18 protein-coding genes are annotated in these 23,737 nt (G+C 69.2%); 8 read left to right on the top strand and 10 right to left on the bottom strand.

Annotation, left to right across the window (positions count from 1 at the left end):
* Positions 1-139 precede the first annotated feature (139 nt).
* Positions 140-2,080 (top strand): FHA domain-containing protein, encoded by a 1,941-nt coding sequence (locus DN051_RS03660; protein WP_053763314.1) that lies wholly within the window; start codon positions 140-142, stop codon positions 2,078-2,080.
* Positions 2,081-2,314: 234 nt separating this feature from the next.
* Here DN051_RS03660 and DN051_RS03655 read toward each other — a convergent pair whose 3' ends face one another.
* The 6 genes from DN051_RS03655 to DN051_RS03630 form a co-directional block, all read right to left on the bottom strand.
* Positions 2,315-3,043: an isochorismatase family protein gene (locus tag DN051_RS03655; RefSeq protein WP_112437960.1), complete on the bottom strand. Its 729-nt coding sequence runs from the start codon at positions 3,041-3,043 to the stop codon at positions 2,315-2,317.
* Between the two features lie 266 nt (positions 3,044-3,309).
* Positions 3,310-4,710, bottom strand: a complete 1,401-nt coding sequence (locus DN051_RS03650; RefSeq protein ID WP_053763315.1) for a M24 family metallopeptidase — start codon at positions 4,708-4,710, stop codon at positions 3,310-3,312.
* Positions 4,711-4,944: 234 nt separating this feature from the next.
* On the bottom strand, positions 4,945-5,709 hold the full coding sequence (locus DN051_RS03645) for an FAD synthetase family protein (RefSeq protein WP_112437959.1): 765 nt from the start codon (positions 5,707-5,709) through the stop codon (positions 4,945-4,947).
* Positions 5,710-5,854: 145 nt separating this feature from the next.
* The gene (locus DN051_RS03640; protein ID WP_112437958.1) at positions 5,855-6,607 is read right to left on the bottom strand and encodes a helix-turn-helix domain-containing protein; all 753 of its coding nucleotides are present in this window, start codon (positions 6,605-6,607) and stop codon (positions 5,855-5,857) included.
* A gap of 160 nt (positions 6,608-6,767) precedes the next feature.
* Positions 6,768-8,087, bottom strand: a complete 1,320-nt coding sequence (locus tag DN051_RS03635) for a dihydrolipoamide acetyltransferase family protein (RefSeq protein WP_112437957.1) — start codon at positions 8,085-8,087, stop codon at positions 6,768-6,770.
* Positions 8,080-10,269, bottom strand: coding sequence for an alpha-ketoacid dehydrogenase subunit alpha/beta (locus tag DN051_RS03630; protein WP_053763319.1), 2,190 nt, complete (start codon positions 10,267-10,269; stop codon positions 8,080-8,082). The genes DN051_RS03635 and DN051_RS03630 overlap by 8 nt, the downstream gene beginning before the upstream one ends.
* 131 nt (positions 10,270-10,400) lie before the next feature.
* Here DN051_RS03630 and DN051_RS03625 point away from each other — a divergent pair, with 131 nt between their 5' ends.
* The 4 genes from DN051_RS03625 (at position 10,401) to DN051_RS03610 (ending at position 14,821) form a co-directional block, all read left to right on the top strand.
* Positions 10,401-10,904 (top strand): VOC family protein, encoded by a 504-nt coding sequence (locus tag DN051_RS03625; protein ID WP_112437956.1) that lies wholly within the window; start codon positions 10,401-10,403, stop codon positions 10,902-10,904.
* Positions 10,905-10,910: 6 nt separating this feature from the next.
* Positions 10,911-11,621: a GntR family transcriptional regulator gene (locus DN051_RS03620; protein ID WP_053763321.1), complete on the top strand. Its 711-nt coding sequence runs from the start codon at positions 10,911-10,913 to the stop codon at positions 11,619-11,621.
* 274 nt (positions 11,622-11,895) lie between these two features.
* Complete coding sequence (locus tag DN051_RS03615; RefSeq protein ID WP_162624832.1) at positions 11,896-13,272, top strand: NADP-dependent succinic semialdehyde dehydrogenase; 1,377 nt, start codon at positions 11,896-11,898, stop codon at positions 13,270-13,272.
* A gap of 253 nt (positions 13,273-13,525) precedes the next feature.
* Positions 13,526-14,821, top strand: coding sequence for an MFS transporter (locus DN051_RS03610; RefSeq protein ID WP_199314877.1), 1,296 nt, complete (start codon positions 13,526-13,528; stop codon positions 14,819-14,821).
* A 166-nt stretch (positions 14,822-14,987) separates the two neighbouring features.
* Here DN051_RS03610 and DN051_RS03605 read toward each other — a convergent pair whose 3' ends face one another.
* The 4 genes from DN051_RS03605 to DN051_RS03590 form a co-directional block, all read right to left on the bottom strand.
* Positions 14,988-16,406, bottom strand: coding sequence for an FAD-binding oxidoreductase (locus tag DN051_RS03605; RefSeq protein ID WP_112437954.1), 1,419 nt, complete (start codon positions 16,404-16,406; stop codon positions 14,988-14,990).
* 133 nt (positions 16,407-16,539) lie between these two features.
* Positions 16,540-17,967 carry a Re/Si-specific NAD(P)(+) transhydrogenase subunit beta gene (gene pntB, locus DN051_RS03600; RefSeq protein WP_199314972.1) on the bottom strand — a complete coding sequence of 476 codons (1,428 nt, stop codon included), beginning with the start codon at positions 17,965-17,967 and terminating at the stop codon, positions 16,540-16,542.
* Between the two features lie 23 nt (positions 17,968-17,990).
* Positions 17,991-19,547, bottom strand: coding sequence for a Re/Si-specific NAD(P)(+) transhydrogenase subunit alpha (locus tag DN051_RS03595; protein ID WP_112437953.1), 1,557 nt, complete (start codon positions 19,545-19,547; stop codon positions 17,991-17,993).
* Positions 19,548-19,665: 118 nt separating this feature from the next.
* On the bottom strand, positions 19,666-20,472 hold the full coding sequence (locus tag DN051_RS03590; RefSeq protein WP_053763325.1) for an SDR family NAD(P)-dependent oxidoreductase: 807 nt from the start codon (positions 20,470-20,472) through the stop codon (positions 19,666-19,668).
* A 463-nt stretch (positions 20,473-20,935) separates the two neighbouring features.
* Here DN051_RS03590 and DN051_RS44865 point away from each other — a divergent pair, with 463 nt between their 5' ends.
* The 3 genes from DN051_RS44865 to DN051_RS03580 all read left to right on the top strand — a co-directional run bounded on the left by DN051_RS44865 (position 20,936) and on the right by DN051_RS03580 (position 23,693).
* Positions 20,936-21,199, top strand: a complete 264-nt coding sequence (locus tag DN051_RS44865; RefSeq protein WP_162624830.1) for a hypothetical protein — start codon at positions 20,936-20,938, stop codon at positions 21,197-21,199.
* Positions 21,200-21,261: 62 nt separating this feature from the next.
* Entirely contained in the window at positions 21,262-21,846 is a 585-nt protein-coding gene (locus DN051_RS44860) for a carboxymuconolactone decarboxylase family protein (protein ID WP_053763327.1), read from the top strand.
* 314 nt (positions 21,847-22,160) lie between these two features.
* The gene (locus DN051_RS03580) at positions 22,161-23,693 is read left to right on the top strand and encodes a 4-hydroxyphenylacetate 3-hydroxylase N-terminal domain-containing protein (protein WP_053763328.1); all 1,533 of its coding nucleotides are present in this window, start codon (positions 22,161-22,163) and stop codon (positions 23,691-23,693) included.
* Positions 23,694-23,737 lie beyond the last annotated feature (44 nt).

Here is a 23,737-nt window from a genome sequence, read left to right as displayed (position 1 = left end):
GGTCGGACTCGGGCATCACCGGTCAAGTGAACCCGCGGCATCGGTGTTCTGAGGGGTGGCACATGAGTCACTTCTGCAGCGGGTCAACCGCAGGGTGCGGAGATTCCTCCGGTACCCGAGACTTTCGCGAGGAGTTTCTGTGTCGTCGGTCATCGTGGGACGCACGGGTCCCTTCACCGGTCAGAGTGTGGTTCTGGGCGGCGCTCCGATTCGATTCGGACGCAAAAGTGACAACGACGTCATCATCATCAGCACCAGCGCCTCTCGTCTCCACGCCGAGATCCTTCCGGAGGACGGCGCGTTCGTCCTCTACGACCGCAACAGCAGGAACGGAACCTTCGTCAACGAACGGCGCGTCACGCGGCACGTTCTCGCGACCGGCGATTCGATACGCATCGGCGACGAGACCTTTCTGTTCGAGACGCAGGAGGCCATGGAGACGGTCATGGACCTCTCCCAGCTGGAAATGCTGCGCGCCGACAACTCGGCCAACCCCGGCGATCTGCGGGTGACCGTGACCGGCGGCGGTCCCGTGGGCCTCGCCTTCGCCCTGCTGCTGGAGAGCGCGCTGCCGGGCAAGGTGTCCATCACCGTCTACGACGGCCGGTGGATCAGGAACGGCTCCACCGTCGTCTGGAAGGACGAGTCGCACGGCAACGTCCGCCGTCAGCAGGTCGTCACCGTCCAGAGCCGGCAGTACCTCGCGCTGACCGAGGAGATGCAGTCGACGCTGTTCACCGCGGGCGGATACTCCGAGATGTGGCCCGTGGGACCGGACTCCGTGGACGGCCGCCCGCCTCGCAACATCCGGATCGCCTACATCGAGGACAAGCTGCTGGAACTGGCGAACGCCAAGTCCGCGATCCACCTCGTGCCCAAGCACTTCGACCCCAAGGAGCACGAGCACCGGCTCGCGCAGGATCACGTGCTGGTGATCAGCGAGGGCGGCAGGTCCCGAACCCGCGAGCACTTCGCCGACCGGTTCGGCTCGGCCGACGCCTCGATCTACTCCCTGGACGGGGAGCACCTCCAGGACGTGGTGCTGGGACTGCGGGTCAAGTCCCGGCTGTCGGATCCGATGAGCGTCCTGCTGACCGTGGCGCAGAACCGGTTCCTGCTCAACTCGCTGCGCGGCGAGGGCTTCCTCAACATGCGCCTGACCCGCGAGGAAGCGCACAACGTCATCGGCATCGACCCCGTCCGGCAGGTCTTCGAGGAGTGCATCGCCGCCCGGCCCTGCCTGATGAGCCGCCACGAGGACAACGAGTTCGTCTGCCCGACCCACGGCACCCTGTTCCTGCCGGCCCTGCTGCGCGGTTCGCCGCTGTGGAAGCGGATCCTGGAGGGGCTGCGGCTGTTCGGCGTCCCCGAGAACGACCTCACCGCCATCACGTCGTTCCGGCTGGACATGGTGCAGCGGCCCCGGTTCACGGCCCAGCTGACCCGCCCCACCGCCACGACCCCGGGAACCTACGGCTTCCTGCTGGGCGACGCGGCGAACGCGATTCACTTCTGGCCCGGACGCGGCCTCAACAGCGGTCTCGCCTCGGCCGCTTCGCTCGCCCGCTCGCTGAGCCGGGTCTGGCGGGGCCGCCCACTGCGCGACGCCGACTTCATCCGCCACGAGGCGGCGATGTCCATGCTGCAGTACCGCCACAAGAGCCGGGCCTGGAACGCCATGGTCACCACCGACGAAGTCGGCGTGACCCGTGCCATCAAGGACATCATCGCCCGCAGCATGGGCGAGGACGGGGCCGCCGCCGAAGCCGAGGTCGGCCGACCCGACTTGGACCTCCTGATGGACCGGATGCGCGCCATCCGCGAACGACTCGCTCCCCGTCTGCCCGGAATGCCCGACGACGAGGAGCTGTACAGCCATCTGTCCACCCTCGCTCCGTCCACCCTGCGGACCCTGCAGGAGAGCGGTGCCTGGGACACGCTGATCGTCAGCGGTGAGGAGGCCGACATCGACATCTTCTACCAGTCGGAGTCGCCGGTCTTCGTCGCCCGTCCCACGGATCCGCGCGTGAGCGGCCAGGGGACCGGACCGCGGCAGCCGGAGGCCCTCGACCCGGCGTGACCCGGGGGACCCCCGCTCGTGACCGGAGGTCCGGCGGGGCCGGACACCGGGCCGGTGGAGTGAGGAAGGCTGCGGGGCGGTACGAAGGCCCGGCCCCGCAGCCGGGCGCGAAGCCGCCGCAGTGCCCGGCCCGCGCGCAGCTCCGCCCCTCGCGACCGGACGCGTGCCGCCCGCGCGAGGAGCGCCTCGCGCGGGCCATCGGTCGGAGGAGCCTGACGGGCCCACGTCACCCGGTCACTTCTGAGGACCCAGGGCCTGCGTACGGCCGGTGGGCTCGGACTCGCCGTCCTCGAACCACGCGGGCACGGCCGTCCGCCCGGTCACATGCGCCATGTCGGTGTCCAGGAGACGGTCCCCGCCGGGCAGGTGGTCGTGCACGGCGTCGGTGGCGACCTGCCGTCCCTGGGCCTCGTCGCGGTGCCGGGCGGCGATCAGTTCGGCCACCACACCGAACCATGTCTTGATGTTCACTCCGGCCTGCGAAAGATTCGCCACGACCGTCTCCCGGACGGTCTGGCCGGAGGCCTCGGTGCCGGACGCGTCGATGACCGCGTGCACCTCGTAGCCGTCCTGGACCAGGTCGACGGAGGCGATCAGGCACGTCGCGTCCGTGACGCCCGCGACGACGACCTTCTTGCGGCCGGTGGCCTCCAGGGCCTCGCGGAGAGCGGGCCAGCGGTAGGCGTTGACGACACCGGGGCGGCGGATGACCTCGCTGTCATGGAACAGGGCGGCCAGCTCGGGCAGCAGCGGCCCGTTCGGACCTTCGTCGCGGTTGGTGGTGAGGAGGACCGGCAGGCCGAGAGTCCTGGTCGCGCGGGCCAGCCCGAGGACGTTGTTCTTCGCAGTCTCCGGAGACATGTCGTCGATGAGCTGCATCAACCCGAGCTGGTGGTCGACGAGCAGTACGACGGCGTTCTCCGGGGTCAGCGCGTCGTGGGGGCCGGCGTTGGGCGAATGCACCGCGGTCACTCCTCTTCTTCGGCTGCTCGGGCACTGCGCTGTCGGCAGCGCGTGGAAGCAGGCGCAACTCCGTGTGGAGATGGGTCTCGTACGGAGAGACCGGGCAGCCCATGAAGATGTGACATACAGCTGTTTCAGGGGGTGTTGGGGTCCATGGCACTCACCGTCCCGAACGCCGGGCGGTACGTGCCGCGGGAGCGGTCCGGCCGTCCGCCGACGGCCGGACCGGGCAGCCCCTGAGGGTGACAACGCGGGCCGGGGTCCGGTCAGATGCCGGCGGACGCGTCGTGCTGGAGGGACTTGGTCCCGGCGACCGTGTTGAGATGCGACTGCGAGTCGCGCTCGGTCGACAACGGCCCCGAGACGGTGAAGTAGCGCCGGCCGGCGACGAGAAGCTCCTCCGCCGGGAACTTCGTGATCACCTCGCAGCCGTCCGCGGTCACGACGAGCTCCTCCTCGATCCGGGCCGCGCCCCAGCCGTCCTTCGACGGCCAGTACGTCTCCAGCGCGAAGACCATGCCCTCCTCGATCACTTCGGGGTGCTCGAGGGAGACCAGCCTGGAGAACACCGGCTTCTCCCAGATCGACAGGCCGACGCCATGACCGTACTGAAGCGCGAAGGCGGCTTCCTCGTCGGCGAATCCGAACTCCTGCGCCGTCGGCCACACCGACACGATGTCCGCGGTCGTGGCCCCGGGCCGGACGAGGCTGATCGCCTCGTCCATGTACTCACGGCACCGCGTGTAGGCGTCGCGCTGGGCGGAGGAGGCGCTGCCGACGGCGAACGTGCGGTAGTAGCAGGTGCGGTAGCCGTTGTAGCTGTGCAGGATGTCGAAGAACGCCGGGTCTCCGGGCCGTACGATCCGGTCCGAGAAGACGTGGGGGTGGGGCGCGCACCGTTCGCCGGAGATCGCGTTGACGCCTTCGACGAACTCCGAGCCGAGGTCGTAGAGGGTCTTGGCCACCACACCCACGCACTCGTTCTCGCGCACGCCCGGCCGCAGGAACTCGTAGAGGTTCTCGTAGGCGGCGTCGACCATCGAGCAGGCGTGGGTGAGCAGGCTGATCTCGTCGCGGGTCTTGATGCGCCGGGCCTCCAGGAACACCTGCTGGCCGTCGACCACCGTGATGCCCGCGTTCTGGAGGGCCGCCAGGACCGGCAGCTCGATCACGTCGACGCCGAGGGGCTCACCGAGAAGGCCGTAGAGTTCGAGCTCGCGCTTGATCTTCTGGGCGACGGAGTCGGCCATTCCCACCAGCGGGTTGATGGCGCCGCGCAAGGTCGAGATGCCGGCGCGGGCGCCGCTCGGGTTGCGGGGATCGGCTCCGTGGTGCGCTCCGTGCGGATCGCCGTCCGCGTGGGCGTTCGAGTAGTCCAGCCAGGGGTTGTAGAGCTGGTGGTGCTTGGCGGCCGAGCCGAAGTCCCAGACGATCGGCTCGCCTCCCCTGACCAGCAGGGAGAACCGGATCATCTTGTCGATGCCCCAGGTGCCGATGTGTGTCGACGTCATGTAGCGGATGTTGGAGAAGTCGAATGCCAGGACGGCACCGACGTCGGACTGCTCCAGCGACGCGCGGAGGCGGGCCAGCCGCTCGTCGCGGAGCCTGTTCATGTCGATGCGGGTTTCCCAGTCGACCGCGTTGGGCCCAAACGTCGGAATCGCCATCACAAGTCCTTTGCCAAGCGGACAGCCGCGGGTAATGGAGGGGCACGCGCGCCGAGTTCATCCGATCCGCGCGTGAAACAGAACGTTCAGTGCTACTGAACACCCGAGGGTGCGCCACGTCAACTGTGCGGCACCGCTCGGTCGTTATGGGTGGGGTTCCTGTGGAGTGCCACCGGTGGAGTCCTGACAGTCGTGCAGTGATGCTGAACAGGGGGGAAGAGGCTTCGGTTCCGCCTACCGGGCCCGCTTCACGAACGTCACGTCGACGGGCGTGCCGGTCCGCGTCGTCCCGAGGAATGCGACCGTGTGGTCCTGGCGCACTCGGATCCCGCAGTAGCGGCCGTCCACGTACCCGAAATAGAAGCCGGGTCCGGGGCGCGCGAATCGGGACGAGATCAGCAACCGGCCCTCGTCGCCGACGATCGCGGGCAGGGTGAGGCAGCCCCCCAGCAACTCGGCGGCCAGCTCGACTTCGCCGTCGAGGATCAGCCGGCGGATGCGCGTCGACGAGATCGGCTCCCCCGCCGGGCCCCGCGTGACCAGGGGGACGACCCGGGTGGTCAGCCCGGGGTACCGGTCGAAGGTGGCTGTCGTCCCCGACCCCCGGGCACCGAATCGAAAGCCTTCGCCGACACTGACGAACTCCGCGCCGAGCCGGTCGATCAGGACGCGTTCGACGAACTCCTCGGCCGGGACACGCGACCAGGCGCGGTCGAACGGGACGATCGCCACCCGCCGGACCCCCAGGGCACCGAGCTTGTGGAGCTTGTGGCGTCGATCGCTCAGCAGACTCGGCACCCGGCGTGGTTCGAGCACGTACATCGGGTGGGGATCGAACGTCAGCACCGTGTCGCACTCGTGGAGGACCTGCCGGTGACCGAGGTGAACGCCGTCGAAGGTCCCGATCGCGACCTTGGCGGGCGGGCGGGCCCCAGAGGCGCGGCGGCGACCACCGACACCCCCGCTCCCATGGGGCACTTCGAGGTTGACGACCTCCATCACCCGTTCCTCCTTCACCCTGAGAGCAGGTTGAGCGCAGGGCAGTGTGCGCCCCGCACCGTTAACCAAGGGGAAAGCGCCAGGCGGGACAGGGTGGTGGCGGTGTGCAGCGGGCGTCGACCCGGTCCGTCGCGCCGCGGCCGGGTCAGGCCGGCATCGACGGCAGGTGGGTGATGTCGGGAGGCGGCGCGGGCGCGTCGTGGCCGCGCTCGTCGCCGCGCCGCCCCACGACCACCCAGACGGCCTGGCACGGCTCGCTGAACGGATTGCTCAGGCGATGAGGTGTCATCGAGTCGAACGTGACGGCGTCGCCGGAGGAGAGTTCGTAGTGGTCGAAGCCGATCTGCACCATGATGCGTCCGGCGATCACATAGCCGTACTCCCGGCCCCCGTGACGCATCATGTTGTCGGGGGCGCAGGAAGAACTGCCCGGCGCGTACTCCACGTGCAGGAAGTCGACGAGAGGATCCGACGCCTGCGTCAGGCGCTCCCAGACCACTCCTGGAAACTGGATCCGGGCGCGGGTGCCCGCCGGTTGCATCGGCGTTTCCACCGCGGGCCACAGCGCCACACGCCCGGTGTCCCGCATGCGGTCGAGCGGAGCGGTGCCCGGCGTCCTCGTCTCGCCGGAGCCGGAGCCGGCCGTCGAAGCCGGCTCCTTCACCATCAGCTGGTCCAGGGAGAGGCCGAGCGTATCGACGAGTGCGTACAGCGTGCTGACGCTCGCATTCGCCTTGTTGCGCTCCAACTGGGAGACGAAGCTGGGTGACACACCGATCCTGCGGGCGAGTTCCCGCAGCGACATGCCCTGGGCCTCACGGGCCGCACGGACCGTCGGTCCGATCAGGTCGGCGGCCGGAGCGGACTGCGATGGCGATCTGTCCTCGGCGCTGCTCACGCCACCTCCGTCGGTCCTGCGGTCCGTGCTTCGGAAGAAGCCCTCGTGCGTGTTCAGTGTAGGCGAACACCGCGGACAGGCCCGCGGACACCGACCGGGGGCACAGGGCCCTGCCCGGTCGTGTCCGCCGACCCGACCTCTCCTGCGGTTTCGTCGCCGCTCACACCAGGATTCGGAGGGGATGTTCGAGTACGTTGACGAACGCCCGCATCCATTCGGCCGCGGTGGCGCCGTCCACCGAGCGGTGGTCGACAGCGAGAGTCAGACGCAGGACGGACGCGACGGTGACCGCACCCTCCTCGACGACCGCCTCCTGCCGCGCGGCGCCGACGGCGAGAATCGCGGCCTGCGGCGGGTTGATGATCGCCGCGAAGTCCTCGGTGCCGTACATGCCGAGGTTGGTGATCGTGATCGTGCCGCCTTCGAGTTCGTCCTGCCGGAGCCGGCGTTCCTTCGCGCGGGCGATCACGTCCTTCGTCGCGGTGGCGACACCGCCCATCGACAGGGAGTCCACGCCGCGGATCACCGGGGTGACCAGACCGCCCTCGGTGGCCACGGCCACGGAGATGTCGACGTCCGAGAAGTGCCGGACGGAGGTGTCGTTCCACTGCACGTTCATCGCGGGGACGAGTGCGTGGGCCGACGCGATCGCCTTGACGAGCATGTCGTTGACCGACACCTTCACGCCGTGGTCGGCGTTGATCTGCTTCCGCAGTTCCAGCAGGGCGTCGACACGTGCGCCGGCGCGCAGATAGAAGTGCGGCGTGTTCTGCTTGCTCTCCGTCAGCCGCCTGGCGATGGCGGCCCGCATCCGTGTGTTGGGCACGTCCACGTAGCGCGCAGCCGCTGCCGGTGTCCCGACGTTCCCGATCTCGGCGGGGGCTTCGGCGGATGAGGTTTCCTCCGGCTCGGGCGCCCTGACGATGGCCGCTTCGATGTCGGAGCGCCGGATGCGTCCGTGCGGGCCGCTGCCCACCACCGAGCTCAGATCGACGCCGGACTCGCGGGCGAGACGGCGCGCCAGGGGGCTGGCGAAGATGCGCTCGCTCCGGTCGGGTGCCGTGTCGGCCGGCGTCGTGGCGGGTCGGGCCGCGTGGGGCGCCGCCGTCTCGGCGGACGCGGCGGCGGCCGTGACCGGCGGCGTCGCCGGTGCTTCCTGCACCGGTGCCGAGGCGGTGGCGGCCGGCGCCGGTCCGGCGCCGAGCGAGGCCACCACGGCGTCCACCTCGGTCGCGGGCTCGTCCGTCTTCCCCCAGACGGCGATCGGTTCACCCACCGCCACCGTCGAGCCCGCGTCCACCAGGAGCCGCAGGAGCACACCGTCGCTCTCGGCCTCCACCTCGACCACGGCCTTCTCGGTCTCCACCGTGACGATCGGTTCGCCCGCCGCATAAGGGGTGTTCACACCGACGTTCCAGGCTTGCAGCACCGCCTCGGGGGTGTTGGCGGCCACTTCGGGCATGCGCAGGATCTCAGCCATTGTTCTGCTCCCGGGAGATCTCGCGCAGCTTGGCGACGACTTCCTCCGTGGAGGCGAACGCCGCGCGCTCCAGGACCTTGCTGATGCTCGGCGACGCCTCGCCACCCGTCACCCGCTCGATCGGGGCGTCGAGCCAGTCGAAGAGCCGGCGCTGGATCTCGTCCGCCAGCCAGCCGCCGTAGGAGGTGCCGACGGCGCCCTGCTCCGCGATGAGCACGTTGTTGGTCTTCCGGACCGATCCGGCGATGGTGTCCCAGTCCAGGCTGGCCCGGTCCAGCCAGCGCAGGTCGACGACCTCGGCGTCCACCCCGGTCTCCGCGACGGCTTCCAGCACGGCCGGGGTCATCGCCAGGTACGACAGGATGGTCAGTGCCGAGCCTTCGCGGCGTACGGCCGCCTTGCCGACGGGGAGGTGGTGGTCGTAGTCGTCCGGCAGTCCGGGACCCGTCGAGTTGTACAGATCCACGTGTTCGAGAACGACGACCGGGTCGTCACAGGCCAGGGCCGTGTTCATCAGGCCCACGTAGTCGAACGGCGTGGACGGCGCGACGATGCGCCAGCCGGGTGCGGTCGCGAAGATGCCGGCCGGGTCCATCGAGTGTTGTGATCCGTACCCGGTCCCCATGGCGACCTTGCTGCGCAGCACGAACGGCACCTTGCCCTCACCGCCGAACATGTGGCGGGCCTTGCCGATCTGGTTGAACAACTGGTCCGCCGCCACCCACATGAAGTCGGCGTACATGAACTCGACGATCGGTCGGAACCGGCCGTCCAGCGCCATGCCGCCGCCGAGGCCGGCGAACGCGTTCTCCGAGATGGGGGTCCCGATCACCCGGTCGGGGAAGGCCTCGCTGAGGCCGCGGGTGGCGCCGTTGGTTCCGCCGTTCAGCTTGTGCACGTCCTCGCCCATCACCACCACGCGAGGATCGGTCTCCAGGCGGCGCCCCATCACACCGGCGACGGCGCCGACGAACTTGACGTCGGTCAGGGCACCGTCGAAGTCCTCGGTGTCGGTGAACTCGATCCCGGCAAGTTCCGACAGGTCCCCGCGGATGCCTTCGTCGACGAACGCCGGGTCCGGCCACTCCGCAGGCACGATGCGCCGCTCACCCGGCTTGCCGTCCGGCCGCGGTTCCAGCAGGACGTCGCCGAGTTCGGACATCAGGGTCGTGGCGCGCTTGACCGCCTCCGTGACCGCCTTCTTGGTGAGGATCCTGCGCCGCACCAGGTGTCCCGCCAGCGTGTCGATCGGGTCGCGGGCCCGCCACTGGGCTTCCTCTTCCTTGGTGCGGTACCGGAACGCCGAGCCGGGGAAGGGCCCGTTCTGGTGGAAGTAGCGGTACACGTCGGCCTCGATCACCGTCGGACCCTTGCCGCTGCGCATGTGCGCGAGGGCCTGCTGCGTCACGAGGTGCACGGCCAGCGGATCCATGCCGTCGACCTTCCAGCTCCGGATGCCGAAGCCCGGACCGCGGCCGGACAGCCGGGGTTCGCCGGTGACCTCGGACACGTGGGTGGAGACGGCGTACAGGTTGTTCTCGACGAAGAAGCACACGGGCAGCGACCACGCCGCCGCGAGATTCAGGGTCTCCAGCGTGGATCCGATGTTGATCGCGCCGTCGCCGAAGAAGGTGAAGGACACCGCGTCGGTACCGGCGTTCTTGTGGGCCCACGCGGACCCGGCCGCCAGCGGTACGCCGCCGCCGACGATCGCGTTGGTCCCGATGGCGCCGGCCTCGTGCCACTGGAGGTGCATGCTGCCGCCCCGTCCGTGGCTGAAGCCCTGGTCCAGTCCGCAGATCTCGCGCAGGGTGCGCAGCAGCAGGGCCCGGACGTCCTCGGGGAAGGGCTTGGTCGGGTCGAGGCCCTTCGGATACAGATGGGCCAGTGCCTTGGCCAGGAACTGGTGATGGCCACGATGAGACCCGTTCACGGTGTCGTCGGACGTCAGCGCGAAGCACGCGCCGACAGCGCCGCCCTCCTGTCCGATGCTGGAGTGCGCGGGGCCGTGGATGAGCCCGTCCGCGGCGAGCTCCAGGACGTATTCCTCGAAGGCCCGGATCAGCACCAGTTGGCTGTACATACCTGTCAGGAGGTCCGGAGCCGCGGCGTCCCAGTCGTCCCGGGTGACGACGAACTCCGACCATGCGGCCTTGGGTTCAAGTGTGTGTTCGGCAGGCATCGGGAGCCCCCTTCAATCAACCGGAGTGCGACGACCCTGCCACAAGATTGGATCCAATAACAAGATGCAGCTCGACTTTCCGCGGAGATGGCGCCACTATGAAGACACTTTGGATCCAAAGGAGGGAAGTCATGGCTCTACCCGGTCTCAAGCGCCTCGACCACATCGGATTCACCGTGCCGGACCTGGAACAGGCGCACGCGTGGCTCGTGGACGTCCTGGGGTGTGAGTACATGTACGCACTGGGCCCGTTCGGCTCCGCGGGCGACTGGATGGCCGAGCACCTGAACGTCGACGCGCGCACCGTGATGCGTCAGCTGCGGTTCTACCGGTGCGGGGAGCAGGCCGTCTTCGAGGTCTTCGAGTACCAGGCGGAGGAGCAGCAGACCGCCGTCCCGCGCAACAGCGACGTCGGCGGCCACCATGTCGCGCTGTACGTCGAGGACCTGGACGACGCCGTGTCGTACCTGAGGGCGAAGGGTGTCCCCGTTCTGGGGGAGCCGACCGTGAGCGCGGGGCCGTCGGAGGGACAGCGGTGGGTCTACTTCCTCTCACCTTGGGGGATGCAGTTTGAGCTGGTGTCCTATCCTGACGGCAAGGCATACGACCGCGCTCCGTCAGAGTTCCAGAGGTGACCGCACTTGAGTCCTGCGCACGCTCGCGATCCGCGCGGGTCGGACAGTGTCAGGAGTCAGCACATCGCCGGCATCCTCCGCGGTGAGATCCTCGCCGGTGATCTGAAGCCCGGCACCTGGTTGCGTCAGGACGAACTCGCGGCGCGCCTCGGTGCGAGCCGGATTCCGGTCCGTGAAGCGCTGCGGATCCTGGAGTCCGAGGGGCTGACCGAGTCGTTCCCGAATCGCGGGGCGCGGGTTCCCGTGCTCAGCCTCGAGGAGGTCAACACCTATTACCGGATGCGCGAGCGGCTGGAGCCGCTGACTCTGACCGAGAGCCTGTCCCATCTCTCCGAGGAGCAGCTGACCCGCCTGGAGCGCATCCAGGACGAGATCGAGAACCAGAGCGACGTCAATCGGTTCCTGCTGCTGGACCGCGACTTCCACATGACGTCCTACTCGGGTTGCCCGAGCGTCCATCTGCTGGCCATGACGGAGCGTCTGTGGAACTCCACCCAGCACTATCGCCGGGCGTTCATGATCCTGGCCGATCCTGACCGGGCGATGATCGTCAACGCCGAGCACCGGCTGATCCTCGACGCCGTGCGGCGGCGCGATCCCGAGGACTGTGAGCGCTACCTCGCGGGCCACATCCGCCGCACCCGAGTCGAACTCACCGCCCACCCGGAGCTGTTCGTCGCAGTCGACGAAGCGGGCGGGAAGTCCGCAACCTCCTGAGCGGACGTCCGGAACTCCGTCGGCCGGGACGGGAATCCCGGCGGCCAGGTCCGGGGCCCTGTCGGACACCTCCGCCGCACCGGTCCGGGACTTCCTCCGTACGGCCGAAGTGCTGAACGCGTCGCTCTGGTTCCGAGCGACAAGAAACTGAAATGTATCCAACTGGGCGCCCATGAACAGTGTTTGCGCCGATGGACCCTAGTGCACACTCAGTGTGAACCCTACGATGGATCCAATCGAGACTCATTGGTGCCCACGCCACGAGGAGAGCGCCGTGCCCATCGCCACCGTAAACCCCGCCACCGGTGAGCTCATCGAAGAGTTCACCGCCCTCACGAAGGAACAGGTCGAAGAGCGGCTTTCGCGGGCGGAAGCCGCGGCCGCGACGCTCCGGGCCACCGACTTCGCCACCCGCGCCCGGTGGATGCAGGCGGCCGCCGACCTCGTCGAGGCCGACGCCGGCCGGACGGCGCGCATGCTCACGATCGAGATGGGAAAGCCGATCGCGCAGGCCCGCGCCGAGGTCCTCAAGTGCGCGCACGCGATGAGGTTCTACGCCGACAACGCCGAAAGCCTGCTCGCCGACCAGCCGCTCGCCGACCCGGGCAAGGTCAACGCTTCGGCCGCCTACACCACGTACGCGCCGCTCGGCGTCGTTCTCGCCGTGATGCCGTGGAACTACCCGATGTGGCAGGTGATCCGCTTCGCCGCACCGGCGCTGATGGCCGGCAATGTCGGCCTGCTCAAGCACGCCTCGAACGTGCCGCAGTCCGCGATGTACCTCGACACCCTCTTCGAACGGGCGGGCTTCCCCGCCGGATCGTTCCAGAGCCTGCTCATCGGCGCGGCCGGTGTCGAGTCGGTGCTCCGTGACCGGCGCGTGGCCGCGGCCACCCTGACCGGCTCCGAGCCGGCCGGCCGGTCGGTCGCGGCGGTCGCGGGCTCCGAGGTGAAGAAGGTGGTGCTGGAGCTGGGCGGGTCCGACCCGTTCATCGTGCTGCCCTCGGCCGATGTCCGCGCCGCGGCCCGCACCGCCGTGACCGCGCGCACCATCAACAACGGTCAGTCCTGCATCGCGGCCAAGCGGTTCATCGTCCACACGGACGTGTACGACGAGTTCGTCGAGGCCTTTGTCGCGGACACCAAGGCGCTGACCGTCGGTGATCCGCTCGACGAGGAGACCGACATCGGTCCGATCGCCACGAAGTCCGGCCGGCGCGAGCTCGTCGAGCTGGTCGAGGACGCCGTGGCGAAGGGCGCCGTCCTGCGGTGCGGTGGGTCCGCGGTGGGCACCGAGGGGTGGTTCTTCGAGCCGGCGGTGCTGGAGGAGGTCACCCCGGCGATGCGGGTGTACGGCGAGGAGGCCTTCGGGCCGCTGGCGGTGGTCCACCGGGTCGACAGCGTCGAGCAGGCCGCGGAGCTCGCCAACGACACCACCTTCGGCCTCAGCTCGTCGGTGTGGACCGCGGACCCCGACGAGGAGCGTCACCTGATCGGCCGTCTCGAGGCCGGTGCCGTCTTCGTCAACGGCATGAGCGTCTCCTACCCCGAACTGCCCTTCGGCGGTGTGAAGGACTCCGGCATCGGCCGTGAGCTCGCCGCGGAAGGCATCCGGGAGTTCTGCAACCTCAAGACGGTCTGGAAGCGCTGACGCACACCGTCCGTCTTCTCGGACGCGGCGCGCCGGGCTGAGCCGCCGATCGGCTCCCGGCGCGCCGCCGTCCCGCCATCCTCCGAACCGGGGCGCCGTAGGCCCCGGCTTGTCGTGCCCATGACTATCTGGTTCGAGGGCGCCGGGCGGCTGCGAACGGGCCCGATGCCTCGACACCCCCGGCTCGCCGCCCGTTCACGGCAGAGCCCTCATGGGATTCCCGTCCGTTCGCGAACGACCTCAGGAGAACCCTGTGACCGAAGCACCGCCGTCCGCCGTGCCGACGAAGAGCGCGTCCCCGGAACCGACCCGTCCCGGTTGGTACCGCGCCATCCCGCGTGAGCACCGGCCCGCGTTCTGGGCCGGATCCGCCGGATGGGGCCTGGACGCCTTCGACTTCATGACCCTGCCGTTGGCCCTCGGGTCCATCGCCGCGGCGTTCGCGCTCACCGCGACCGAGTCGGGCCTGATCGTGACGGTGACCGTGCTGGCCTCGGCGGTGGGCGGAGCCCTGGCGGGCATGCTGGCCGACCGGGTGGGGCGCGTGCGGGTCCTGATGATCACCATCGCGACCTTCGCCGTCTTCACCGCCCTGTCCGGACTGGCCCAGAACTACGGTCAGATGCTGCTGTTCAAAGGGCTCCAGGGCCTCGGCTTCGGTGGTGAGTTCGCGGCCGGCGCGGTCCTGATCGCCGAGATCGCCCCCGCCCGGCACCGCGGCCGGATCATGGGATTCGTCGCCAGTTCCTACGCGGTCGGCTGGGCCCTGGCCGTCCTCGCCTACTCCGTCATCTTCAGCCATGCCGGCCCGGACGCCTGGCGCTACCTGTTCGTCCTCGGCATCCTCCCGGCCTTCGCGCTGATCTTCATCCGGCGCAACGTCAAGGACTCCGACGCCTCGAAGGAGAACCGGCGACGTGCCAAGGAGGACACCGCCGCTTCCGCGTGGAGCGGACTGGTCGCGCTGTTCCGCAGCGACCTGCGGCGCACTACGCTTCTGACCCTGCTGGTCGGGATCGGGGCACAGGGCGGCTACTTCGCCATCTTCACCTGGCTGCCGTCCTACCTGCGCACCGAACGCGGCCTCACGGTCGTCGGCACGAGCGGCTACCTCTCGGTGATCATCGTCGGCTGCTTCCTCGGCTACGCCGGCGCCGGGTACCTGCACGACTGGATCGGCCGCCGCAAGACGTACGTCCTGTGCGCGGTCAGCGGTGTGGTGTGCGTGGTCGCGTACACCTGGATACCGGAGGGGGCCAACGGCCTGCTGCTGGTGCTGGGCGTGCCGTTGGGGATGGCGGCGTGCGGTCTGCTGGCCGGTTCGGGGCTGTTCTTCAGTGAGTTGTTCCCCAGCCGTGTGCGCGGCGCCGGTGTCGGCGTCGCCCACAACTTCGGCCGCGGCGTCGCCGCGTTCTTCCCCTACCTCGTCGGTGTGCTCTCCGCGGTCTTCGGACTGAAGGCGGCCATGGGAATCGGCGCCCTGGGGTACGTCCTGGTGATCGTCGGCGTGCTGGCTCTCCCCGAGACCCGGGGCCGGCAGATCGCGTAGATCCGGACCACGTGTGCGGAGCCCGGGCGCACCGGCAGGTACTCCTGCGGCGGTTGTGCGCACCGGGCCCGCAACCCCCGGGAACCGGACGGCGACGTGCAGAAGGGCGCCACACGGCGAGCCGCTCGTGTGACGCCCCTTCAGGGTGTGGCCGGTCGGTGTGCGGTCAGTCGGAGGTCGCGGGCGCGATGTTCTTGTTGAAGCGGAGCAGGTTCTGCGGGTCAAAGGCGGCCTTGACCGCACGCAGCCGCTGGTGCTTGGCCTCGCTGCCGTGCACTCCGCGCCGCCACTCCTCGCCCAGGTCGTCGGAGAGGTTGGCGTAGCCGTTCGTCAGCGCGTGCGGCTGCATCGCCTCGGTGAGTGTCGTCGCCCACTGGTCGTACGACGCGTCGGACTCGGGGGCGTCCCACTTGCAGATGGCTTCCCACAGCCAGGCCGCTCCCGCGCGGGAGAAGGCCGTGGCGTCCTCGTCGACGTCCTCGGAGATCGCCCCGCCCATGAACGAGATGTTGATGGAGTAGATGTCACCGGGGTTCGCCGGCAGGGTGGCCACGTGCTCCAGCAGTACGTCGACGGCGTCGTCGGTCAGTGCCGGCAGGTAGCCGCCGCGCAGGTTCATCCGCATGCCGTACGGGGCGACGGCGTCGAGCATGCTGTTCGCCTGGACCCACGTGGTCCTCCCCACCAGGTCGGCCAGCGGCCGGCCGAGCTCGGCGAGCGGCCGGACGACCTCGTCGGCCGTGTCCGGTTCCCCGGTGTAGACCACGACGAGAATCAGCACCGGCTTGCCGTGCACGTCCTCCGGCAGCATCGGCAGCGGGGGAGCGTCGGCGATCGCGACCAGCAGGCCCAACTCCCGCGGGGCGGTGGCACCGTGCACCGCGAGCTTGCCGAGGACCTCGGCGGCCTGGTCGATGGGGAAGATCAGCTTTCCGGCGACGACCTCGGGACCGACCGGGTGGGCCCGGTACTCGAGCGAGGTGACGACCCCGAAGTTGCCGCCTCCGCCGCGCAGCGCCCAGAACAGCTCGGGGTTCTCGGTCGCGTCGGCGCGGACCTTGCGCCCGTCCACGGTGATCATGTCGCAGGCCAGCAGATTGTCGACGGTGGCGCCGTAGCGCCGCATCAGGTAGCCGATGCCGCCGCCCAGGGTCAGCCCGGCGACGCCGGTGCTGCTGACCGTCCCGGCGGGTACGGCCAGGCCGTGTTCCTGCGCTGCGGCGTCCATCTCGCCGAGCTTGACGCCCGGTTGGGCCCGTACCACCCGGGTCTGCGGGTCGACCGTGACCGACCGCATTCCCGAGAGGTCGACGACCAGCGCGCCACCGGGCATCGCGTAGCCGTCCGAGCCGTGCCCGCCGCCGCGCACGGCCACCGGGACGTTGTGGGCCGAGGCGTAGCGGAGCACGGCCGCGACGTCGTCCTCGTCGGAGCACCGCGCGATCAGCGCGGGGCCCTCGTCCGCGGCGCGGCCCTGGTACAGGGCACGCGCCGTGTCGTACTCGTCGTCGCCGGGCCGCAGGATCGTGCCGCGGAAATCGGCGGGGAAGTCGGAGTGAGTGCGGGGTTCGGTGGACGCGCTCATGGGGGGACTCCTTTTCAGCGACGTACAAAGGGATGTACGAGAGGTGCAATGAGATGTACGACAGGTGCAAGGGGACGTACGGGGTGAATGGGGACTGGGGGGGGGATGATCGCCGAATCCGGCGGGGCCGGTGTCAGAGGACCCGGAGGATGTCTTCGACGCGGTCCTTGGCGTCGCCGAAGAGCATGGCGGAGTTCTCGCGGTAGAAGAGAGGGTTCTGGACGCCGGCGTATCCGGAGGCCATGGAGCGTTTGAAGACGATGACGTTCTCGGCGTTCCAGACCTGGAGGACGGGCATGCCGGCGATGGGTGAGCCGGGGTCCTCGGCTGCGGCGGGGTTGACGGTGTCGTTGGCGCCGATCACGAGGACGACGGCGGTGTCGTCGAAGTCGTCGTTGATCTCGTCCATCTCCAGCACGATGTCGTAGGGGACCTTGGCCTCGGCGAGCAGGACGTTCATGTGGCCCGGCAGCCGGCCCGCCACGGGGTGGATGCCGAAGCGCACGTCGACGTCACGGTCCCGGAGCTTGCGGGTCAGCTCGGCGATGCCGTACTGGGCCTGGGCGACGGCCATGCCGTAGCCGGGAGTGATGATCACCGAGTTGGCCGTCCCGAGGAGCTCGGCCACCCCCTCGGCGGTGATCTCGCGGTGCTCGCCGTAGTCCTTGTCGTCGGCCGCGGCGGCCTCGATGCCGAATCCGCCGGCGATCACGGAGATGAAGGAACGGTTCATCGCCTTGCACATGACGGCGGACAGGTAGGCGCCCGAGGAGCCGACCAGGGCGCCGGTGATGATCAGCAGGTCGTTCTCCAGCAGGAATCCCGACGCGGCGGCCGCCCAGCCGGAGTACGAGTTCAGCATGGAGACGACGACCGGCATGTCGCCGCCGCCGATCGAGGCGACCAGGTGCCACCCAAGGAGCAGCGCGACGACCGTGACGGCGATCAGCAGCCACAGCGCGGGGTCGACGACGAACCATGTGGTCAGCACCGCGAACGCGGCCAGGGCACCGAGGTTGAGGTGGTTCTTGCCGGGCAGCATCAGCGGGGCGGACTTGATCCGCGCCGAGAGCTTGAGGAACGCCACGATCGAGCCGGTGAAGGTGACGGCGCCGATGAAGACGCCGATGAACACCTCGGCGGAATGGATCCCGAGCAGTTGCTGGGCTTCGAGGAGTTCGACCTCGGCGCTGACCGGGCCGTTCAGCGTCGCTTCCACGTGCAGGTAGCCGTTCCAGCCCACCAGGACCGCGGCCAGACCCACGAAGGAGTGCAGCAGCGCGATCAGCTCGGGCATGCCGGTCATCTCGACGACGCGTGCCCGCCACAGCCCGATCGCGGCACCGACCGCCATGGCACCGATCATCAGCGCCAGACCGAGTCCGGAGATGTCCTGGTGGATTGCCAGCGCGATGGTCGCGGCCAAGGCCACCGCCATGCCGCCGATACCGAAGGTCTTGCCGGCCTTGGCGCTCTCGTGCCGGGACAGCCCGGCCAGCGCCAGGATGAACAGCAGGGCGGCGACGATGTACGCGGCAGCCGCGGTGGTCTCGACAGTCATCAGTTCAGTCATCAGGGGTCGCCTCAGCTTCTCGAGAACATGGAGAGCATCCGGCGGGTCACTGCGAAACCACCGACGATGTTGACCGAGGCCAGCAGGATCGCGAAGGCCGACAGCACCATGACCACCGTGCCGTTCGGCGTGTCATCGTGCCCGATCTGGAGCAGGGCACCGACGACGATGATCCCCGAGATCGCGTTGGTCACGCTCATCAGCGGCGTGTGCAGGGCGTGGTGCACGTGCCCGATCACGTAGTAGCCGATCACTATCGCCAGCGCGAACACCGTCAGATGCCCGAGGAGCGCCGCCGGGGACAGGGCCGCGCACAGGAACAGCACGGTGGCACCGATGCCGACCATCGTGGACCGTCGCCGGGTCGACATGGGCTGCGCCTGCGCGGCCACCGGCTTCACGGCGGGCGATGCCGTCGCGGGGGCGGCCGCCGGAGCGGCCGACACCTGGACGGGCGGTGGCGGCCAGGTCGACTCGCCGTCGCGCACCACGGTCATCGACCGCTGCACCACGTCGTCGAAGTCCAGCACCAGCAGGCCGTCCTTGTCCGGCGTCATCAGCTTGATCAGGTTGACCAGATTGGTGCCGTAGAGCTGGGAGGCCTGCGCGGGCAGGCGGCCGGGAAGGTCGGTGTACCCGATGACCGTCACGCCGTTGGCGGTGACCACGGCCTCGTCCCGGACCGTGCCCTCGACGTTGCCGCCGGTCGCGGCGGCCATGTCCACGATCACGCTGCCCGGTCGCATCGACGCCACCATGTCCGCCGTGATCAGCGTGGGCGCCGACCGGCCCGGGATCTGCGCTGTCGTGATCACGATGTCCATCTCCGTGATCCGGTCGCGGTACAGCTGCGCCGCACGGGTGTTGTAGTCGTCCGACATCTCCTTGGCGTAACCCGTCGCCGACACCTCCACCTCGGCGGAGTCCGCGGCCTCGGCCGAGAGGTACTCGCCGCCCAGCGACCTGACCTGGTCGGCGACCTCCGGCCGCGGATCGGTCGCGTACACGACGGCGCCCAGGCTCCCCGCCGCTCCGATCGCGGCCAGACCCGCCACCCCGGCGCCGCAGACGAGCACCTTGGCCGGCGGCACCTTGCCCGCGGCGGTCACCTGGCCGGTGAAGAAGCGGCCGAAGACATGGGCCGCCTCCACCACCGCGCGGTATCCGGCGATGTTCGCCATCGAGGACAGCACGTCCAAGGACTGCGCGCGGGAGATACGGGGCACCGCGTCCATCGCCAGCGCCGTGATCGGCCGCGTCGCCAGATCCTCGACCAACTCGGGGTCGAACGCCGGGCTCATGATGCCCATGACCGTCGTACCCGGCTTCAACTCGTCCAACTGCGATGTCGTCAGGGCGTTCACGCCGAGCACGACGTCCGCCGCCAGCGGGTCTCCCACCCTCGCGCCGGCCTCGGCATACGCGTCGTCCGGGAAGCTCGACAACACACCAGCACCCGGCTCGACCACGACCTCGTACCCCAGCTTCACCAGCTGGACCACCGTGGCGGGAGTCGCGGCAACCCGCGTCTCGCCACTGCGGGCTTCGCTCACGATTCCGATCAGCATTCCCAACACTCCAGGCTGTCTATGTTCCAGAGCACTCGGCGGATGCCCAGGTGGGCAAACCAGGAGCGCCATCCGAGGCGACTGCGTGCCTGGATGGCGCTCGCCGGGCGGCCTGCGATCAGGCGACGGGCTTGGTCATCCCGCCGTCGACGCGCAGGACCTGACCGGTCACGTAGGAGGCGTCGTCGGACGCCAGGAACGCGGCCACGGCGCCGATCTCGGCCGGGTCGGCCCAGCGGTTGAGGCGGATGCCGAGCCCCTGGGCCATGCCGGCCCGGACCTCTTCGGGGCTCTTGCCCTGCTGCTGGCCCATGGCCTCGGTCTTGGTGAGCCAGCCCTCGGTCTTCGTCATTCCGGGCGAGATCGCGTTGACCCGGATGTTGTTGGCAGCGCCCTCGGACGCCAGGTAGCTGGTGAGCGCGACCACGCCGGCGTTCACGATGCCGGTGGCACCGGCGTTGGGGATCAGCATGTGCGCCGTCGCGCCGACGACGTTGACGATGCTGCCGCTGCCGGTGCGGCTCAGCAGCGGCAGAGCCGCCTGAGCGACGCGAACGTACCCGATCAGCTTGGTGTCGAAGGCCGACGCGATGTTCTTCTCGTCGATCGTCTCCAGCGGCGAGGGCGTGAGCTGCGGCCCCGCGTTGTTCACGACGATGTCGAGGGCGCCCTGCCACGCGTGCACCTCGGCCAGCACGCTGTTGACGGAGTCCGCGTCCGTGACGTCCGCGACGACGGGGAGCACGTTCTCCGCTCGGGTCCCGGCGGTCAGACGACCGGCCGCGGCCTTCACGGCGGCCTCGTCCCGGGCCGCGATCGCCACCTTGGCGCCACGGTCCAGCAGCGCCTGGGCGATGGCGAAGCCCAGGCCCCGACTGCCACCGGTCACGAAAGCCGTGCGGCCCTCCAAGTTCCAACCAGCCATGTTCGGCTCCTCCAGTCAGCGGTTCATTCGTTGCTGCGGAGAGTCGATCCGACGCGGCGAGACCACGGCAAGCGCGGTTAACGGAGGGTTCACAAGCGGGCTGTTCGGCTACTTCGGGCCTTCCCGGCGGTTAACGGTCCCCGTCGCACACTTGCCTGCACTCAGCCGGCTCCGAGGGCGAAGGGGGATGGGTGATGGAGGTCCGGGACCTCGAAGTATTCCATGGCGGACGCGGGCAGTTGATCACGGCCGCGGGGACGCGGCCGGGTTCACGCTCGGTCCCACCCCGACCGCGGAGTCATCGACCCGCGCACGGCGAGGCCGCGGACCAGCCGATCCGGGAGCGCGTCCGCAGTATCGACGCCCCGAGACGGATCGTCACATGACGTCCGGGGCGGTGAAGGACGCGACGAGCCGGCCGGGGCAAGACCCTCGGCCTCAGTCTCCTGCCGTCGCATGGAGCGTGGCGCTGCGCGGTGCCGTACGCGGCAGGGCGCTGGCGCAGACGATGGCCGCCGCCCTGACCGTCGGGTCGGTTCTGTTCATGGTCAACCTGTTCTCGCAGGTCCGGGAGGGCCCGTTCACCTGGGTGCTCGCCGTCCGGATCGCGCTGACGTTCCTGGTGCCGTGGCTCAACGCGACGCTGGGGCTCGCGATCGGCCTGCGGAGGGCCGGCGCACCACCACGGCACCGGACCGAACGCGCGGACACCGCCACTTCTCAGTAGTCCGTCCCCGCACCCCACATCGAGCCGGCCACTTCCAGGCAGGACCCGTCGAAAGGCAACTCATGTCACTGGTGCCCCTCCTCACGGCCGAGCAGTTCTCCGCGGCCGACCAGCCCGTTCTCGAACAGGCCGTGAAAACGTACGGGGAAGTGCTGAACACGTGGGCGGGCATCGGGAACAGCCCCGGACTGCTCGCCACCTACCTGCCCTTCCTGGGGCGGCTCAACGGGGCCGGCGCCCTGGACGGCCGGGTGAAGGACCTGGTCGCCGTACGCATCGCCGTGCTCAACCACTGCCGCTACACGGCGAGCCACCGCAGCACCTCCGCCCTGGCCAAGGGAGTGGAGGTGGACGAACTCGCGGCCGTCGCCGACGGGGAGTTCAAGGGCTTCACCGAGCGGGAGCGGCTGGCTCTGCAGCTGGCCGAGGAAATGACGATCGAGCTTCCGAAGGTCCCCGTGGCGGACGGCCCGACCGGTGTGTCGACGGGAGTCCGCGACGAGGCGCAGCGGGTGTTCAGCGACGCGGAGCTGGTCGAGCTCGTCATGTGCATCAGCATGTGGAACGCCCTCTCGCGCTTCCACCGTGTCATGGCCTTCGAGCTCGACATGCCGGCGCCGCCCGCACCGGTGGACTCCCGGATCTGAAGGCCGGGCCGACAGGGGCGTTACGCCGCGGTTAACGCCCCACTAACAACGCGCGGCTAACCTCGAAGGAATCAACCACGAAGCGAGCCCCACTTTCTGGGCACGATGCGCTTTCGTCGATTCGAATTGAGCCATTTCCGATCGGTCGGCCGATCGTGGCTCCGATTTCCCGGCTTCCAACGCCTTGAGGGCAAGTCACAAACGGGTTCGTGGCAGCTTCCCAGAGACATTCCGTCGAATGGAACTTGACTGACGGCCCGGCCAGAACAGGCCGTGCATCACGGTCTTCGGTGAACAGGAAAAGGTGGAATTTAATGCGAACTGGCGACCACTACTTGGAGTCTCTCAGGGATGGGCGCGTTGTCTGGGTCGGAGGTGACCGCGTCGACGACGTGACGACGCACCCGAAAACCAGAGCGCAAGCACAGCGTATCGCGAAGTTCTACGACCTGCACCACGCCCCCGAGTTCCAGGACGTCATGACGTTCGTCGACGACGACGGAGAGCGTCGCTCGATGATGTGGTTCAAGCACACGGACGCCGAGGGTCTGCGCCGCAAGCGCATCTACCTCGAGACGATCGTCCGTGAACTCGACGCCGGCTCCTCGGGGCGGACCCCGTGCGCGAACAACTACGGCCTGGTCACCTACGAGGAGGACCCGACGCCGTGGAGCGAGCAGTCCGTGGGCACCGGCGGGCGTGACCTGACCGTGGGCATCAAGAGCTTCCTGGAGCTCGTGAAGGAGGGCGACCTCAACTGCGCATTCGCCTTCATCGACCCCCAGGTCGACCGGTCCAGGCAGGAGGCGGCGAAGACCGCGCTGCGCGTCGTGGAGACCCGTGACGACGGCATCGTGGTCAACGGTGTCAAGGCCGTCAGCACCGGTACGCCGTTCGCCGACTACATCCACATCGGCGTCTTCTTCCGCCCGGGTATCGAGAGCGAACAGGTCATCTACGCCGCGTGTCCGGCCAACGCCCCGGGCGTCACGATGGTCTCCCGCGAGGCGACGGTCCGCGACGACCCCGAGAACCACCCGCTGGCGTCGGCCGGTGACGAGCTCGAGTGCACCGTCATCTTCGACCACGTCTTCCTCCCGTGGGAGCACGTCTTCCACATCGGCAGCCCCGAGCACGCCTCGCTGTACCCGCAGCGCATCTTCGACTGGGTGCACTACGAGGCGCTCATCCGGACGATGGTGCGGGCCGAGCTCATGGCCGGCGTCGCGATGCTGATGACCGAGCACCTCGGCACCTACCAGCTTCCGCCGGTCCAGGCACGCCTGGCGCGTCTCGTCGAGTTCTACCAGACGATCCGAGCCCACGTGATCGCCTCCGAGACCGAAGGGTTCATCTCGCCGGCCGGGCTCTACAAGCCGAACGTCCTGCTCTTCGACTTCGGCCGGTCGTACTACCTGGAGAGGTACTCGGAGATGCGGAACGAGGTGATCGACCTCGCCGGTCGTGCCTCGCTGCTGTTCCCCACCGAGGAGCAGTGGAACAACCCCGAGCTGCACGACTGGCTCGCGCCGCTGCAGTCGGGCGCGGTCGGCGACCCCTACGACCGCATGCGCATCTCGCGCGTCATCCGTGACCTCTTCCTCACCGACTTCGGCGACCGGATCAGCACCTTCGAGCAGTTCAACGGCACGCCGATGCTCGGCACCCGGATGCTCACCATGAAGCGGTCGGAGCTGTCGCCCTCCGGGCCGCTCACCCAGCTCGCCCGGAAGGTCTGCGGACTCGGAGAGGCCAAGGCCCCCGAGGTCACCGCCTACACCGAGCAGGCCGAGTACGCGCGGCGCCTCGACGGCGCTCGCACCGAGGGCGGTTCACTGGTCCGCTGAGCCCTCCGCGGCGCAGGGCGGTTCGTGCCCGCGATCGGTCACGA

It is taken from the genome of Streptomyces cadmiisoli, assembly GCF_003261055.1.
In the GTDB taxonomy this organism is placed as follows: Bacteria; Actinomycetota; Actinomycetes; order Streptomycetales; family Streptomycetaceae; genus Streptomyces; species Streptomyces cadmiisoli.
Note: the sequence above shows the minus strand (reverse complement) of the source record. Positions and strands in the feature narration are given on the sequence as shown.

Excerpts from the sequence above, each read along its gene's own strand:
- DN051_RS03650 (WP_053763315.1), bottom strand. The coding sequence starts at position 4,710 with ATGGCGATTCCGACGTTTGGGCCCAACGCGGTCGACTGGGAAACCCGC.
- DN051_RS03645 (WP_112437959.1), bottom strand. The coding sequence starts at position 5,709 with ATGGAGGTCGTCAACCTCGAAGTGCCCCATGGGAGCGGGGGTGTCGGT.
- DN051_RS03635 (WP_112437957.1), bottom strand. The coding sequence starts at position 8,087 with ATGGCTGAGATCCTGCGCATGCCCGAAGTGGCCGCCAACACCCCCGAG.
- DN051_RS03630 (WP_053763319.1), bottom strand. The coding sequence starts at position 10,269 with ATGCCTGCCGAACACACACTTGAACCCAAGGCCGCATGGTCGGAGTTC.
- DN051_RS03625 (WP_112437956.1), top strand. The coding sequence starts at position 10,401 with ATGGCTCTACCCGGTCTCAAGCGCCTCGACCACATCGGATTCACCGTG.
- DN051_RS03605 (WP_112437954.1), bottom strand. The coding sequence starts at position 16,406 with ATGAGCGCGTCCACCGAACCCCGCACTCACTCCGACTTCCCCGCCGAT.
- pntB (WP_199314972.1), bottom strand. The coding sequence starts at position 17,967 with ATGACTGTCGAGACCACCGCGGCTGCCGCGTACATCGTCGCCGCCCTG.
- DN051_RS03595 (WP_112437953.1), bottom strand. The coding sequence starts at position 19,547 with ATGCTGATCGGAATCGTGAGCGAAGCCCGCAGTGGCGAGACGCGGGTT.
- DN051_RS03590 (WP_053763325.1), bottom strand. The coding sequence starts at position 20,472 with ATGGCTGGTTGGAACTTGGAGGGCCGCACGGCTTTCGTGACCGGTGGC.
- DN051_RS44860 (WP_053763327.1), top strand. The coding sequence starts at position 21,262 with ATGTCACTGGTGCCCCTCCTCACGGCCGAGCAGTTCTCCGCGGCCGAC.
- DN051_RS03580 (WP_053763328.1), top strand. The coding sequence starts at position 22,161 with ATGCGAACTGGCGACCACTACTTGGAGTCTCTCAGGGATGGGCGCGTT.